We start from the raw sequence: 14,873 nt of genomic DNA, 5'->3' as shown, positions 1-14,873 counted from the left end.
CGTGTGAATCCTCCTCGCCCCGCCTCGGCGGCGAACCATATCAAGGCGGCTGGGCGAACAGGCGCCTTGTCCGAACTGCGACAACCGGGCGAGGTGGGCAGAGTTGGCCGTCCCGCGGACAGCGGCATGCAGCTGCGGAGGGGCGTCCAGTCACCGGATAACGTTCTGGTGGTTCGATCCGCCGACGCGCAGACTGGTCGGGTGTACAGCCACGGACTGCAGGCGTCGAGGCATCGCCGCGTCGGCCCTACTCTGCGCCCTTTTGCGGCTCCGTGGCCGGCGTTGGCCATGGTTGCTGACACGAACGTTCTGGCTTCGCGTGCTTGCAATGCGGTCCGTGAGGGCCGCAGCGAGGAACTCCTGAGTGGGCTGGCGGGAACCGGCCGGTCTAACATCTATGTCTCTGCGCACGTGCCCGAGGAGCTCGTCGAGCACCTACCGGCGATCGCCGCATCGAGCAACGTCCCGGTGTCGGAGGCGGCAGAGGTCCTGTGGAACAACATCATGCCGGCGGTCCCCGTGGTCGACCTGGCGATTCGCGACTACCTCAGCCCACGTGTGCGCACGATGCTGTGTATCGACCGGGAGTTACCTCGCCGGCTACGCGGAGATCCCGACGATGTTGGGACTACTGCGCTCGCCGAGCTGCTTGCGCCGGCGGTGATCCTCAGCACCGACAGTGTCTTCACGCGACTAGGGTTCGCGAACACCGACGCCGCGACGTGGGTGGGAATGGCCTACGGTCTGTTACGGATGGCCGGATTCGAAGCGCGGTTGACTGATGCTGCCTTCCTCGCCGAACTGGCTGCTCGTGCGATCGCCGTGACCGGCGGAGCCGCCGTCCGCGCAATCCGTAGCCACCCAGTGCCTGCCGTCGGTTTGCTTGCTGGTGCTGCAGTGCTGGCCGCCCGATTCGGATACCTCGATCTAGCTCGCTGGCGTGAGGGCTGGCATCGTTTTCGTGAGGCGATTGGGCCCTGGAGGGATGGGCTGACGGTTGCTCTTGAAGAACACCAAGCAGCTCGCGGTGCAGTTCGTGTCATTGAGCCCGCAGGGAAGCCGACAGTCGAACAGGCCACCGCGCGGCATCTCGCCCGCCGAGGGGCTGCGTTGACCCCTCGCGAGCTTCGCGACGAACTGTCATCGTCCGGCTACAAGTCCTCTGCTGCAGAACTCAAGCGGGGCATGTTGAGCCATCCGGGATTCATCCGGCGTCCCGGCGACCGGTTCGAGTTGGGTCGCTGCTCGACCTTGATGGTCGACTCCGTGGCGCCGCCCAAGTAAGCGGCCGAGCCGATAGATGAACTCGAACGGCCACGTCGACTCAGGGGCTGGACCACGGCCAGGGGCTAGGCGCCGCTCTGAACGAGGGCCGAAGTCGGCAGCGGCTTCGGGCTGCGGGGGCGAGCCCTGGCGGCTGGGAGTGGCCCGTGGGGCGACCAGCAGGAGGCCTAAATCTCTTTCGCACGGAGACGCATCTCCTGACGCACTTGCGAGAGATGAACCTCCTTGGCTTCGTGCCGCGGCACCCTTCTGCCGGTCGACAGGGTCACGGTGATGTCACAGCGGGAACCCCGAATCGGGATGGCACATACCGTCACGGGCCGCGCTGAGCGGCTAGGGCCCCCCTCCATGCAGAGCACGTGCTCCGAATGGTCCAAGAGCCGCCAGTCTCGTTGCTGAAGCCGGGCGGCGGCCAAGCGGTTCGCGACGTCGAGGGCGGTCGCTGGCCGTGCCGCTGGGTCTACCGTGAGGCACCGCTCCAGAATCTGGCCGACGCTCTGAGGCACGTGCGGTCCGAGATCTCGAACTTTTCGCTTGTCGCCCGCGACAATCCGGTCACGCACCTGCGCGGTACTACCGCCAGTATCGACCGGGAACTTCCCCGTAAGTAGGTAGCAGACGGTCGCACCCAGCGAGTAGACGTCAGACGCAACCGAACAGACGCCTCGAGTCAGGACCTCCGGCGCAACCGTCTGGAAGTTGCCGTCGGGAGGTGCCTGCCCCATCTCATTGAGTCGGTGGGCCTTGCCGAGATCACCGAGCAGCGCCTTCCCTCCGCCGGTGACGAAGGCGTTTCCCGGCTTGACGTCACGATGTACGAGGCCGCTCGTATGCATCCGGACAAGACCGTGAGCGATGTGGATTCCCCACTGGACCGCCTGCCCGACCGAGGTTCCCACAGGCTTCACTCGCTCACCGAGATCTCCCCCTGGGATGTAGGCAGTCGCGATGTACCTCAGGTCGGAAGGATGCAGCACGTCCGCGTTGAACACAGGGACCAGGAACTCGCTCTGAAGCTGCTCAAGGAGTTGCGCCTCGTCCCAGGTGGCGGCTCCATCGGACTTCGGGGTGAGGATCTTGAGTGCAACCTCCTTGTCGAGGTGCAGATCTCGAACCAGGAAGACCTCGCCATCGGCACCGCCACCGAGCTTCCGGATCAAGGTGTAGCGGTCACCGATCCGGTCACCTGGCTGGTGCCACTGCGACCCGAGAGACATAGATGGAGGGTAGATTATCCGGGTGCCAGCGCTTGGGATCGCCGTCTCGATGACTCCGAGGCGGCCTGTAGTGTCATGCGTCCTGCTCGATGGCACGCAGGACGCGCCGATCCTCGTTGACGGCTTTGACTTGAGGACCGCCAGCGATCATGTCCTTGCTCAGGCCGACGACCTCGCACAACAACTCAGCAGCAGGATCGGACCGGCCGCTGTAACGACGGCCATCCTCAGAGTCGCCGACTTCTCGCCACGCGCCAGGCGCTCGAGTGGGCCGCGCAGCCGGCTCCTGATTGAGGGTGCACTCGCTTTCGCCTGCAAGCAGCACGTGACCGACGTAGACGTACGTGATGGCAAGGAGATCGGTCGCGCGTTGAAAGTCTCGAAGCAAGAGGCAGAGGCCGCTGGGGCAGCGCTCGATGGAGCCCGGAAGGCCGCAGCGAGCGCTGCGCTCAGCGCGCTACCGACCAGCAGCTGAATCAGCGGTCGCGCTCAAGACTCAACGATTTCCAATGAGTCGACGCCACACTCGTCCGGACCCACCGCAGAAGGCAGGGCGTGAAGCGCCGCAGCCGCAACCCTCCTTGCCCCTGCCTGTCGTGCCCGTCGAGCGGCGTTGGCAATGCCCGTACCGCTCGCAAGATTGACATCGACGACAAGCACCTGTTGGCCGATCACGTCCATGTCAGCCTGGGCATACATCAAAGCGCGGAGTCCAGGGCTGACGAGGAGTGCCGCACCAACCAATCGCTCAGCCGCTGGGCTAGCGGCGAGGAGGTGCGTGGCCCCGGACGACGTCGCCACTGAGACGATTCGCGTGGCCGCTGCCCGCAGCTTCTGGCCGTCTGAGAGCTCGTTGACATAGCGTTCACTCGAAGCAACGAGATCCAAGAGACTGCTCATAGCGCCTCCCAACGACGGCGAACAAAGGTGCTAATGCGGGAGCCCAAGTATGGACCCAGGCGTGCTGCGGCAGAAGATCTTGAGCTAAGCCAGACGTCTCAAGGCTAAGCGGATACACCGCTTTCCTGGCCTTATACCCTAGTTATCCGTTTGTGCTCGGTTGGCGCGCCAAACTGCTGTCGAGACGGCGGCGCTGCACGCTGGCGCGAGCGAGCAGGGAGACGGCCACCCGTAGCCCACGACCGCGCCCAGCAGGACGGGTCCGCCGAAGGGAGCCTGCGGCAAGACGTCAGGCGGAATCCGCGAGGTCCGGAACATGCTTGGAAGTGCTCTTCGTGATCACATGGCACACATCTGGCACAACCGGGCGCGAGTGACGACGGAAGATGCCGGAAGTTGGCGGAAGGCGTTTGGGCAGGCCACGGGACAGGCGCGGCGCAACGGGCAAGGTCCGACAGATGGGGCTCCCACTTCCAGCAGAAATGCACGAACTGGCCCTGCGTCAGCCGAGCCCGGGCAGCGGAGGCAGCTTGACCGGCGTCGCGCACCCTCGCGAGCCAGCGTGCCTTGCCGTCAGTCTCGCCCCACTGCACGGTGAGGGCCGAGGCATGGAAATGCCAGGGCTGCGATTGCATTGACCGGCGGCCGGGCATGGTCGAAAGCATGGCCTCGAGCCGGCGTTGGTTGCAACAATTGCCGTTCCAGGCGCGCCCGGTCCCGGTGCTGCTCCTGCCGGTTCTCGGGGCGCTTGCGCCCCTGTTCGCGCCACTGTCCGGTGGTGCCGACGCCCAGCAGACGTTGGACCATGGGCGGGAGCCCGGCTCGGAGTCGAACCTGCCACCGCAGCCCGTTCCCGTCTCGGGGGCGCCCTCGCGGGCGCCGCCAGAGCGGGGTGGCGCTCTACTGCGGCATCCGGGAGGGCAGTTCACTCGCAGCGACCCTTGCCGCCCCGGCCGTACGGCTCAAAGCAGTCGGGGGCGGTGCCGGTACACGCGCAGGTCGCGTCCCTGGCGGCAGCCGTACTCGGGCGTGATCTCGTACAGGCAGGCCTGCCAGACGACGACCTCCCCGCCGCGCAGCAGCGTCCACGTCTACGTCCGTACGCATGCAGCGCCGGGAGGTGGCGTATGAATCTTCCACCCAAGCGGTACCCACAGGAACCGACTTCAAGGCCGGTGTCAGACGCGGGTGAGTCGGTGGTCGATGGCGGGGCGCGGCGGGGCTGCTGGGGTCACGTGGAGCAGGTCTCTAGTGCGGGGTGCGGTCACGCAGCCACCCCAGAAACCGGCGGTGGAGTAGACCAGCGGGAGCCCAGCCCATGTCCTGGCTCGCAGCAACCATGCAGGAGCCCATGTACAGGGCGAGGGAGATGGGTGAGTTCCCCCCGCTTTTATGGAGCGGTGGTTACCTGCTGCCGGCTGGCGCAGGGGTGGCGATAGGTGGCTCGGCTGGTTGCGGCTGGCGGGTGTGCCAGGCGGTCTCGTACTCGTTCGGGCTGAGGTAGCCCAGTTCCTTCTGTATGCGGCGGGTGTTGTACCAGCCGTCGATGTAGGCGAAGATCGCGTTCTCGGCCTCGTCGCGGGTCCGCCAGGACGTGCGGTAGACGAGTTCGATCTTCAGCGTGGACCAGAAGTTCTCCATCAGGGCGTTGTCGTACGAGTCGCCGACGGAGCCCATCGACGGCAGGATCCCGTTGTCCTGCAAGCGTTCCGCGAAGCGGAACGACGTGTAGTTCGACCCGCGGTCGCTGTGGTGGATCAACTGGCCGTCGCGGACGTCGCGCGACCAGATGCCGTATTCGAGGGCGGCGAGGATCAGGTCGGTGTCGCAGCGGTCAGACGTCTTCCACCCGACGATCCGGCGGGAAAACGCGTCGCGGACCGCAGCCAACAGAACACACCCTCACCGCACGGGATGCGGGTGGCGTCGGCAACCCAGAGCCGGTTCGGCCCGTCGGCGGTGAACTGCCGATTGACCAGATCCGGCGCCGGCGTGTGCCGGGGATCCTGCTTCGTGGAGCCACCACGCCAGCCTCGACGCAGGAACGCCCCCTGCCAGCCCTGCTCGGCCATCAGCCGCTCGACGCGCTTGCGGCCCACGCGGATGCCGTCACGGCGCAGCTGCCGGTGGACCCGGTCAGCGCCGTAGGTGCGCCCGGAGGTCTCCCAGATCTCGTGGATGTTGGAGATCAGCCCCAGGTCGACGACGTCCCGGTCGCAGGGCTGCTCGGCCTGCTTGACCCACGCGTAGTAGGTTGAAGCGCCGATGTTGAGGACCCGTAGCAGGAGCGCGACCGCGAACTGGTCACGGTGTTCGTGAATGAACCTCATGACCGTCGCCGGGTCGGGTCGAGCTCCGCCGCGAAATACGCACTCGCGGCCTTCAGAATCTCGTTCGCCCGCCGCAACTCGGCAACTTCCTTGCGCAGCCGCCGGTTCTCGTCCGCCATCTCGCTGGTCGGCCGGTCGTGACGCTCACCCGTGTCGGCCTCGGCCTGGCGGATCCAGTTCCGCAACGCCTCGTGATGCACGCCGAGTTGCTCGGCCAGGCGCCGGATCACCGGCTTCGGGTCCGACTCGCGATACAGGCGCACGGCGCGCTGACGTAGCTCGTCGGGGTACTTCTTCGGTGCTGCCACGGACGACTTCCTCCCCACGGCCATAAGACCATGATCAAGAAGCTCCATGAAAGCGGGGGTGGCTCACACCAACCCAGTACCGCTGTACCGCCGCTGACCCGCGATGTGAGCGCAACAAACGCCTGACCGTGAGCGCTTGCGAGCCACTGTGAGAACCGGGGGCGTTCGTCAGAGCACACAACCGCCGGTTTGGGGGTGTCAGCGCACTACCCGCGCGGCGCGGAGCCGACATCCAGATGAGCGAGCACACGCCGCAGCACCACTACGACCCCGCCCACCCCGTCGACCCGCATGTCGACCCGACCCTCATCGACCTGGTGGCCGGTGACCCGCCGGTCCCGATCACCGTGTGGCGCACCGCCCGCACCGACGCCGACACCGACCGCGCGATCGGCGCCCGGCTGGCCTACCGGCTCGTGGCCGCCTACAGCCGCCCCGGCGACGCGGTCATCGACCTCACCACCGACCACGCCCTCACCAGCGCCTGCACCACGGGCGAGCGCCGACACCATCCCGGCTGGTTCACCGACGCGTCCAGCCTGATCATCGGCCCGCCGACCCGCACCGACCCGCCCGCCCAGTCCGACAACAGCGACCTGCCGGACACGGGCGCCTGGTTCGGTGACGACCTCACCGACGCCAACCTGCCCCCGTCCAGCAACCCGGCTGTCCCAGTGCCCGACGCCGCGTCCCTGGCGGAGGCGACCAGCCTGGTCGTGGCCTGCTGGCCCCTCGACACCGCCGACGCGACCAACCGCATCCGACTGGCGTGGCTGTTGACCGCCTGCACGCGGCTGCTGCGCCCCGGCGGCTGCCTGATCCTCGTCGTCACCACCCCCGCCAGCCCGGCCGCCCCGCAGGACTTCACCCCCGTCGTGCGGGCGGCCGCCGCCATCGGGCTCGGCTACCTGCAGCACATCGTCGCCGTCACCGCCGACACGTGCGGCGACGCGTTCGTCTACCACGTCACCGACGAGGAACTCCTCGCCCTCGCCACGCAGGCCGAGCAGCCGTGGACGGTGGCGCACCTGCAGGTGCACGCCGACCTGCTGGTGTTCACCCACCACCAGGCGCCCACCTCCCAGCGGAACCCACGCTCGGAAGGCGGTCGCCGTGGCTGAACACCTGCCCTTCCCCGCCGACCCGAACCAGCCGACAAACCCGGCCGAGGACACCCACCACGGCCAGCACCGCCACTTCGAAGGCCGCCACCGCGACACCGGCGGACGTCACCGGGCGCCCGGCGGACCGGAGGGCCTGTCGGTGTGGGCGACCGCCCAGCGGACCGGGCCGGTGCAGCGCCGCGGCCGCTACACCGCCGAGTCCGTCAAACACCCCGCCCGGATGCTGCCCGCGATCGCCGCCCACGCCATCGCCGCCTACACCCAGCCCGGCGACCTGGTCCTCGACCCGATGTGCGGAATCGGCACCACCCTGGTCGAAGCGATCCACGCGGGCCGCGACGCGATCGGGGTGGAGTACGAGCCGCGATGGTCGAACATCGCCGACGCCAACATCACCCACGCCCAGCAACAAGGCGCCAGCGGCCGCGCCTCCGTGGTCCGCGGCGACGCCACCCGCCTGCGATCGCTGCTGCCCGCCGCCCTCACCGGGCAGGTCGCCCTGGTCGTCACCTCACCGCCGTACGGGCCCACCGTTCACGGCCTCGTCCGGCCCGGCGCCGACGGGGTGGAGAAGTTCGACAACGCCTACAACGACGGCGCCGACAAGGGGAACCTCGCCTACCGGGACCTCACCGGTCTCACCGATGGGTTCGAGCAGATCCTGTCCGGGTGCGCGGTGCTGCTGCGCCCCGGCGGCACCGTGGTGGTCACCGCCCGTCCATGGCGCAAGAACGGCCAGCTCGTCGACCTGCCCTCCGCGGTCATCGCCGCCGGTGTCCGCGTGGGCCTCATCCCGACCGAGCGGTGCGTCGCGCTCCTCGCCGCGATCCGCGACGGGCGGCTCGTCGCCCGGCCGTCGTTCTTCCAACTCCAAGCCGTGCGCAAGGCCCGCACCGCCGGCGCGCCGCTGCACCTGATCACACACGAGGACGTGCTGATCTTCCGCCGGCTACCCTCACCGAGGAATCCAGAGCGTGGCGGGGTAAGGTTGAGGTCCGTCCGTTCGACGGCCTCGCCTGAGCCGGCTCGGCCGGGTGACTGATCGATGCAGCGCGAGACGGCGGCCGTCGAGCGGGTCTTCCGCGAGGAGTGCGGCCGCCTGATCGCCTCGCTCGTGCGCCGCTTCGGCGACATCGACATCGCGGAAGAGACGGCTGGCGAGGCGATCGTGGCCGCGCTGGAGAGGAGGCCGGAGTTCCGCCGTGCCTCCTAGCCCCGGCGCCTGGCTGACCACCACCGCGGGCAATCCGTCGCACGCCTGCGGATGGGCCAACCCCTGCGGATTCATCCCCGCCTTCACGAATGTCATCGGAAGCACCCCGGGCCGCCACCAGGCCGGCCGGCCCGCCGCCAGCGGCGTGCCGTTTCCCGAGAGCGGGGCAGCGGCCAGGTGAGCGGCGGCAGGAGGCTGTCCACCAGCGCTCGAAGCCTGTCGAGGTAGGTGTCCTCGGCGGTCGGCGCCGCGGCAACCGCGCGGCTTGCCTGCTGTTCACCGTGAGTCTGGTCGCGGCACTCTCGTCGCCACCGCGGCACGCGATCCCACCCGTCGCGGGTGCCCGGCGCCCTGCCGGCCGCGGGCCTGGCCTGGTTCGCGTTCATCAGCCCCGTCCCGCCTCAGGCTCTCCACTCGTTTAGTGCGCCTACAGACGTCGGGTAATCAACCCTTTTCGCGAACCGGCGGACCTCAACCTGTGCTCCAACTGCCGTTCGCCTCCGCAGCCTCCTGGATATCGACATGGCGACAAGGCGCCCAATTACCGGCCGATTCGCTGCAAGCTCTCCGCTTATCCTGCCAATCACTAATAAGATCCCGTTGACTACGAGGATGGTAAGGAATATCGTTCGAACCCGGCCGTTTTGATACAATGCAAGCCGCTGACCGAAGTGCGTCCAGGGCCGGCGCGCTCTTTCATGAGGCTGCGGGAAGCGGGCGAAGAGGGCTCGGATTGCGATGGGCTCCGATGTGTTCGCCGAGGTGCTCGTCCTAGCTTCGCTTCCTGGCATTGGCGTTCGAGCGCCAGGAGCGCCCGAGGCGGGGAAGGCGCCTCGCGCACGAGTCCGCTGCGTCACGAACGAGTGTCGAGCTACCTGCCGTCCGGGATGGGGCGCTAGGCTGCTCTGCTGATCCAACGCGGCAACGCCTACGGGCTACGGGGAGGCTGACCACCTTGGCGGACTCGTTCGTGCATCTGCACGTTCACACTGAGTATTCGATGCTCGACGGCGCCGCACGCGTCAATGAACTTCTCGCCGAGGCGAAGCGGCTCGGCATGCCAGCCGCAGCGATCACCGACCACGGCAACATGCATGGCGCGTATGACTTCTACACCCAGGCCAAGGCCGCCGGGGTGGCGCCAATCATCGGCATCGAGGCATACGTGGCGCCGGAGTCGCGGTTTCACAAGGGTCGCGTGCGTTGGGGCCGCCCGGATCAAAAGAGCGATGATGTCTCGGCGAGTGGCCTCTACACCCATATGACCATGTGGGCACGCAACGATGTCGGGCTCAAGAACCTGTTCAAGCTGTCCACGAGGTCCTTCACGGAAGGCCAGTGCGGTCCCGGCGGCAAGTACGCCCGGATGGACTTCGACCTCGTCGCCGAGCATGCCGAAGGCATCATGGGCACCACCGGCTGCCCGTCCGGGGCGGTGCAGACCCGGCTGCGACTCGGCCAGTTCGATGAGGCGCTGAAGTCCGCGGCCATGTACCAGGAGGCGCTCGGGAAGGAGCACTACTTCCTGGAGATCATGGACCACGGTTTGTCGATCGAGAAGCGGGTCCGCGACGGCCTGCTGGAGATCGGCCGGAAGCTGGGTATTCCGCCGCTGGTCACCAACGACTCGCACTACACGCACGAGCACCAGGCCGCCGCGCACGACGTGCTGCTGTGCGTGCAGACCGGCAGCAACGTGGATGACCCCGACCGGTTCCGGTTCGACGGCTCGGGCTACTTCGTAAAGTCGGCCGACCAGATGCGCGCCGTCGATTCGTCGGACGTCTGGCAGGAGGGGTGTCGCAACACTCTGCTGGTTGCGGAGAAGGTCGAGTCCTACGATCGGGTGTTTTCCTACGCGAACCGAATGCCGTTGTTCGACGTGCCGGAGGGGGAGACCCAGGAGAGCTGGCTGGAGAAGGAGACCTGGAGAGGGCTGGCCGAGCGCTTCCCGGACGGGGTCAGCGAGGCGCACCGGGCCCGTGCCGAGTACGAGCTCGGCGTGATCATCCAGATGGGCTTCCCTGCGTACTTCCTGGTCGTGGCCGATCTTCTGCGGTTCGCTCGCAGCCAGAAAATTCGGTACGCGCCGGGTCGTGGGTCGGCGACCGGCTGCCTCGTTGCGTACGCATTGCAGATCATCGACCTGGACCCGCTTGAGCACGGTCTGCTGTTCGAGCGGTTCCTGAATCCGGAGCGGGTCTCGATGCCGGATATCGACCTTGACTTCGACGAATCCCGGCGCGGGGAGATCATCCGGTACGTCACCGAAACCTACGGTAAGGAGCGGGTCGCTCAGATCGTCACGTTCGGTACGATCAAGGCGAAGGCTGCGATCAAGGACTCGGCCCGCGTGCTCGGCTACCCGTTTGCGGTCGGCGACAGGATCACCAAGGCCCTGCCGCCGGACGTGATGGGTAAGGGCATCCCGCTCTCCGGGATCTTCGACAAGGAGCACAAGCGGTACAACGAGGCCGGCGAGGTCCGCTCGCTCTATGAGAGCGACCCGGACGTCAAAAAGGTGATCGACACTGCCCGCGGGATTGAGGGCCTGATCCGGCAGACCGGTGTCCACGCTGCCGGCGTCATCATGAGCGCCGAACCGCTCATCGAGACAATCCCGCTGATGCGCCGGAACGCCGACGGTGCCATCATCACGCAGTTTGATTACCCGACCTGCGAGACGCTCGGCCTTCTCAAGATGGACTTCCTTGGCCTGCGCAACCTGAAGATCATCGACGACGCGGTCGCCAACGTTCGCCTCAGCACCGACTCGGAGTTCGAGCTCAGCGCCCACCGCCTCGCTGACGAAAAGACCTACGAGCTGCTGGCGCGCGGCGACACACTCGGGGTCTTCCAGCTCGACGGTGGACCGATGCGGCAGCTGCTCAAGGCGATGGCCCCCACCCGGTTTGAGGACATCGCGGCGGTTCTCGCCCTTTACCGGCCCGGCCCGATGGCTGCGAACGCGCACATCGATTATGCCGACCGCAAGAACAACCGCAAGCCGGTCGTACCGATTCATGAGGAGTTCCGGGAAAGTCTCAAAGACATTCTGGACGAGACGTTCGCCCTGATCGTCTACCAGGAGCAGGTGCAGAAGATCGCGGTCCGGGTTGCCAACTACTCGCTCGGTGGCGCCGACCTACTGCGCCGCGCCATGGGCAAGAAGAAGAAGGAGATCCTCGATAAGGAGTTCGTCACCTTCGAGAAGGGGATGAAGAGCAATGGCTACTCCGATGAGGCGATCAAGGCGCTTTGGGACATTCTCCTCCCTTTCTCTGGGTACGCCTTCAACAAGTCGCATACGGCGGGCTACGGGATCCTCTCGTTCTGGACCGCCTACCTGAAGGCGAACTTCCCCGCCGAGTACATGTCCGCGTTGCTCACCAGCGTCGGTGACGACAAGGACAAGATGGCCCTGTACCTCTCTGAATGCCGCCGGATGGGCGTGGCCGTGCTTCCCCCGGATATCAACGAGTCCTTCGGCCCGTTCTCTCCCGTGGATGGCAAGATCCGGTTCGGACTCAACGCGATCCGCAATGTCGGCGGAGCCGTCGTCGAGTCGATTCTCGCCACTCGCAACGCCAAGGGCAGATTTGCATCCTTCTCTGACTTCGTCGAGAAGATCGAACTGCAGGTGTGCAACAAGAAGACGATCGAAGCGTTGATCAAGGCCGGGGCGTTCGACTCACTCGGGCATTCTCGGCGAGGGCTGCTCGCTGTGCATGAAACCGCCGTCGAACTGGCGGTCGGCACCAAGCGCAAGGAGTCCGTCGGCCAGTTCGACTTATTTTCCGAGGCTGCCGAACTCTCGCAGGTTGGCGGGAGCTCGTTCCACATCGAGATTTCGGACAAGGAGTGGGACCGCCGTGACAAGCTGGCGTTCGAGCGGGAGATGCTCGGTCTCTACGTCTCTGACCACCCGCTCGCCGGGATGGAGCGTCTGCTCAGCAAGGAGTGCGATACGCAGATCGTCGAGATCGGTGAGGACGCTCCGGATCGGCAGAGCGTCGTGATCGCCGGCCTCATCGCGAGCGTGGAGCGTCGAGTCACGAAAGCCGGCAAGATGTGGGCGATTGCCACAATTGAGGACCTCACTGCCTCGATCCAGGCGCTGTTCTTCCCGAACGCCTACGAGATGGTCGCCAACGAACTCATTCCGGACCGGATCGTGGCAGTGCGCGGTCGCATCAACCAACGGGAGAACGAGACCACCATCTCCGCGTCAGATCTCAAGGTTCTTGAGCTATCCGAGCATGACCTGATGGACAACCCGCCACTAGTCATCGCCATGGACCTCAACCGGGTAAGCCCTCATCTGGTGGACGAGCTCAAGCGGGTGCTGACCACCTATCCGGGCAAGTCGCCGGTGCATGTCCGGCTGCGCAACGGCGCCCGCCATATCCTGCTCGATCTCACGAGCTGCCGGGTTGAGCGAGGCGTCAACCTGCAGGGCGAGCTCAAAGCACTGCTCGGCGCGGGTTGCCTCGAGTAGCCCGATGACAACCTCCCTTCCGTGCCCCAGGTGCGCCACCGAGCTGCTGCTTTCGATGGACCGGCCGCACCCGCGTTTCCTAAACACCATCTACCGGAGGAACCTGTGCCCGCGGTGCGACGCGGCTGACCCGATCGCACACGGCATTCTTGCGTTTTTCACGGTCCACCGCCGCGTCACCGAAGACAACATCGCGGTCTTCGAAACGCTCCTGCGCGAGTGGATCGAGCGGACCGCCGAGCCACCGTCGGTGAGTCCGGAAGCGTTCGCTGAAGACATCGAGGCCTTCAACCGGGGCGATTTCGATGACTTCTGATGGCCTCAGAACAGCGGTGCCCTGTCGTACGGCCCGTCGTGGTCGTTGAGCGCGAGCCGGATCACCCGCTCGAGAAGCGCATCCAGTTGCTCCGCGGGCCAGCAGGTCCTCGCTTCGGCCTCGGCGTGCCGTAGCGCTGCAGCGAGGCGTACGGGGTGGGTCGTGCGTATCATGCATGCGAGGCGGATCTCCAGCCTGCGCAGGCCGGCTTCCGCCGATGGGGTTTCGGCAGGTAAGGGCAGACCCTCCTCCCGAGCCGGGTCGACATGATCGGACACGGCGCGTCCTCCTTGAGTCCTGTCTACTGGGATCGAAGACCCCACCCCGGGGAGAGCGGTGTTGGCGACGGCCCTGGCGAAAGCCGTTTCGACGCGCTGTCGACCGGTGTTCCTTCCGACGGGCGCGAGTGTGGGCCGCCCGGGTGTTGCGCTGCCCGCCCGCGACGTCGGGCAGTACGCACCGGCTGGGGACGGCTGGTTGAAGACGCCTTCAGCCGAGCTCGGAAACAACCGGGCGCTCACCGGCCGAGCCGCGGCGGCGTCGCTGCGCCTGGGGCAGCTGGCTGCGCGAACGCGCCGGCGAAACTTGTTGGCCAGCCTCCCGTAGCGCCGTCCCGTGCCAGGCTGGCCAGGACCCCGGCCCTCTAGAACAAGACTCGGCGGCTGGTGGACGATCGGTCCGCCTGCGCTTTGCGCAGGTCCCGGCTGACGATCATTCGTTTGAGCCACCGGTCGGTCCCGTCGTAGCGGGACCGGAACGCTCTCCGTCCGTGCACCGCCCGGTAGTTGTCGACGATGAGCAGCATCCCCTGCTCGACCACCACCGACCGCTGGCGGCGCTTCAGCTCCGCGATCAAAGAGTCGAGGGCACGCTCGCCCTCCACGTCGCCCGTGTCACACCGCATGAACGGTCGGTCGATTCGGAGATAGGGGTTCAGCCTGTCGCCGAACAACACCGGCACGGGCGCGGGCGCCTGCTGCATCTCGATCGCCCGCGCGAGTGAAGGGTGGTCCGGGTACCGCTGCTGCAACTGCCGGATGTGTTCGTCATCAGGAAGGATGTAGAAGCGAGGTTCCGAGAGTGTCCGCCGGTCCTGTTCGGCGAGCCGCACGTCGCTGATCGATGCGACGTAGGTCGGCACCTCGTCGTGGTTGCGTACGCCGAACAGCATCAGGTAGTCACAGCGTGCCGGGTGGAAGCCGTCCTCGGTGTGGAACTCCAGCAGCACGTCGCTGCTGTAGCCGTTCTGGCGGTGCTCGTCGCCCTTGATTGGCAGGAGGTCCTGGATCATCGCACCACTCTGTAACGTAGACCAGGTGAAAGGGTCGCCCAGTGCGAGTGAACACATGGCCATCAGGGCGTCATGGTCGTGCACCGTGGGGTCCATGGCGGCCGTCTCCCAGTCCGGCGGGGTAAGGCCGACCGCATCCTCGTTCACCGGCAGTCCCTCGACGACAGCGATCGGGGCCTCTTCGATGCGCCGGAACCGTTCGAGGAACGCCCGCAAGTCGTGTGGCAGCTCGGCATAGAGGTCCCAGTACTCGTCGTAGAAGCGCGGGTCCCTGGGGTGCATTCTGCTCTCACGCAGCCGCGCCGCCACCTGCCGAATCCCTATGACATCCCCGGGGCTCAGGACGTAGTGCTGTGGATTGTCGCTCACTCTGCATCCCCCACTGGTGAAGG

Annotated in this window: 14 protein-coding genes; 7 read left to right on the top strand and 7 right to left on the bottom strand. The window is 66.6% G+C overall.

Translation table 11 applies throughout. The features are described from left to right. Positions 1-411: 411 nt before the first annotated feature. Positions 412-1,284: a hypothetical protein gene (locus O7546_RS18365; protein WP_281599712.1), complete on the top strand. Its 873-nt coding sequence runs from the start codon at positions 412-414 to the stop codon at positions 1,282-1,284. Between the two features lie 167 nt (positions 1,285-1,451). On the opposite strand, the gene O7546_RS18360 is transcribed toward O7546_RS18365, so the two are convergent. Further along, positions 1,452-2,501, bottom strand: coding sequence for a serine/threonine-protein kinase (locus tag O7546_RS18360; protein WP_281599710.1), 1,050 nt, complete (start codon positions 2,499-2,501; stop codon positions 1,452-1,454). 22 nt (positions 2,502-2,523) lie between these two features. Between O7546_RS18360 and O7546_RS18355 the strand changes: the two genes are divergently transcribed. Then, positions 2,524-2,976 (top strand): hypothetical protein, encoded by a 453-nt coding sequence (locus tag O7546_RS18355; RefSeq protein ID WP_281599708.1) that lies wholly within the window; start codon positions 2,524-2,526, stop codon positions 2,974-2,976. 14 nt (positions 2,977-2,990) lie between these two features. Here O7546_RS18355 and O7546_RS18350 read toward each other — a convergent pair whose 3' ends face one another. The 4 genes from O7546_RS18350 to O7546_RS18335 all read right to left on the bottom strand — a co-directional run bounded on the left by O7546_RS18350 (position 2,991) and on the right by O7546_RS18335 (position 6,039). Beyond that, positions 2,991-3,401: a hypothetical protein gene (locus O7546_RS18350; protein ID WP_281599705.1), complete on the bottom strand. Its 411-nt coding sequence runs from the start codon at positions 3,399-3,401 to the stop codon at positions 2,991-2,993. Between the two features lie 1,404 nt (positions 3,402-4,805). After that, positions 4,806-5,291 carry an IS3 family transposase gene (locus O7546_RS18345; RefSeq protein WP_281599703.1) on the bottom strand — a complete coding sequence of 162 codons (486 nt, stop codon included), beginning with the start codon at positions 5,289-5,291 and terminating at the stop codon, positions 4,806-4,808. After that, entirely contained in the window at positions 5,216-5,731 is a 516-nt protein-coding gene (locus O7546_RS18340) for an IS3 family transposase (protein WP_281599701.1), read from the bottom strand. Before O7546_RS18340 ends, O7546_RS18345 begins: the two co-directional genes overlap by 76 nt. Continuing rightward, on the bottom strand, positions 5,728-6,039 hold the full coding sequence (locus O7546_RS18335) for a transposase (RefSeq protein ID WP_194803493.1): 312 nt from the start codon (positions 6,037-6,039) through the stop codon (positions 5,728-5,730). The genes O7546_RS18340 and O7546_RS18335 overlap by 4 nt, the downstream gene beginning before the upstream one ends. A gap of 236 nt (positions 6,040-6,275) precedes the next feature. Between O7546_RS18335 and O7546_RS18330 the strand changes: the two genes are divergently transcribed. The 5 genes from O7546_RS18330 (at position 6,276) to O7546_RS18310 (ending at position 13,190) form a co-directional block, all read left to right on the top strand. Continuing rightward, on the top strand, positions 6,276-7,160 hold the full coding sequence (locus O7546_RS18330) for a hypothetical protein (protein ID WP_281599698.1): 885 nt from the start codon (positions 6,276-6,278) through the stop codon (positions 7,158-7,160). Next, a complete protein-coding gene (locus O7546_RS18325) occupies positions 7,153-8,205 on the top strand; it encodes a DNA methyltransferase (RefSeq protein ID WP_281599695.1) in 1,053 nt (350 codons plus the stop codon). The genes O7546_RS18330 and O7546_RS18325 overlap by 8 nt, the downstream gene beginning before the upstream one ends. A 3-nt stretch (positions 8,206-8,208) precedes the next feature. After that, positions 8,209-8,376, top strand: coding sequence for a hypothetical protein (locus O7546_RS18320; protein WP_348651246.1), 168 nt, complete (start codon positions 8,209-8,211; stop codon positions 8,374-8,376). 955 nt (positions 8,377-9,331) lie between these two features. Next, positions 9,332-12,874 (top strand): DNA polymerase III subunit alpha, encoded by a 3,543-nt coding sequence (gene dnaE, locus O7546_RS18315; protein WP_281599693.1) that lies wholly within the window; start codon positions 9,332-9,334, stop codon positions 12,872-12,874. Positions 12,875-12,878: 4 nt separating this feature from the next. Then, entirely contained in the window at positions 12,879-13,190 is a 312-nt protein-coding gene (locus O7546_RS18310; RefSeq protein WP_281599691.1) for a DUF6300 family protein, read from the top strand. A 5-nt stretch (positions 13,191-13,195) separates the two neighbouring features. Here O7546_RS18310 and O7546_RS18305 read toward each other — a convergent pair whose 3' ends face one another. Further along, positions 13,196-13,468 (bottom strand): hypothetical protein, encoded by a 273-nt coding sequence (locus O7546_RS18305; protein ID WP_281599689.1) that lies wholly within the window; start codon positions 13,466-13,468, stop codon positions 13,196-13,198. A gap of 365 nt (positions 13,469-13,833) precedes the next feature. Beyond that, positions 13,834-14,850, bottom strand: a complete 1,017-nt coding sequence (gene gntD / locus O7546_RS18300) for a guanitoxin biosynthesis L-enduracididine beta-hydroxylase GntD (protein WP_281599687.1) — start codon at positions 14,848-14,850, stop codon at positions 13,834-13,836. Positions 14,851-14,873 lie beyond the last annotated feature (23 nt).

Source organism: Micromonospora sp. WMMA1976, from assembly GCF_027497335.1.
Taxonomy (GTDB): domain Bacteria; phylum Actinomycetota; class Actinomycetes; order Mycobacteriales; family Micromonosporaceae; genus Micromonospora; species Micromonospora aurantiaca.
The sequence above is the reverse complement of the archived record's forward strand: the minus strand, read 5'-3'. Positions and strand labels throughout refer to the sequence as shown.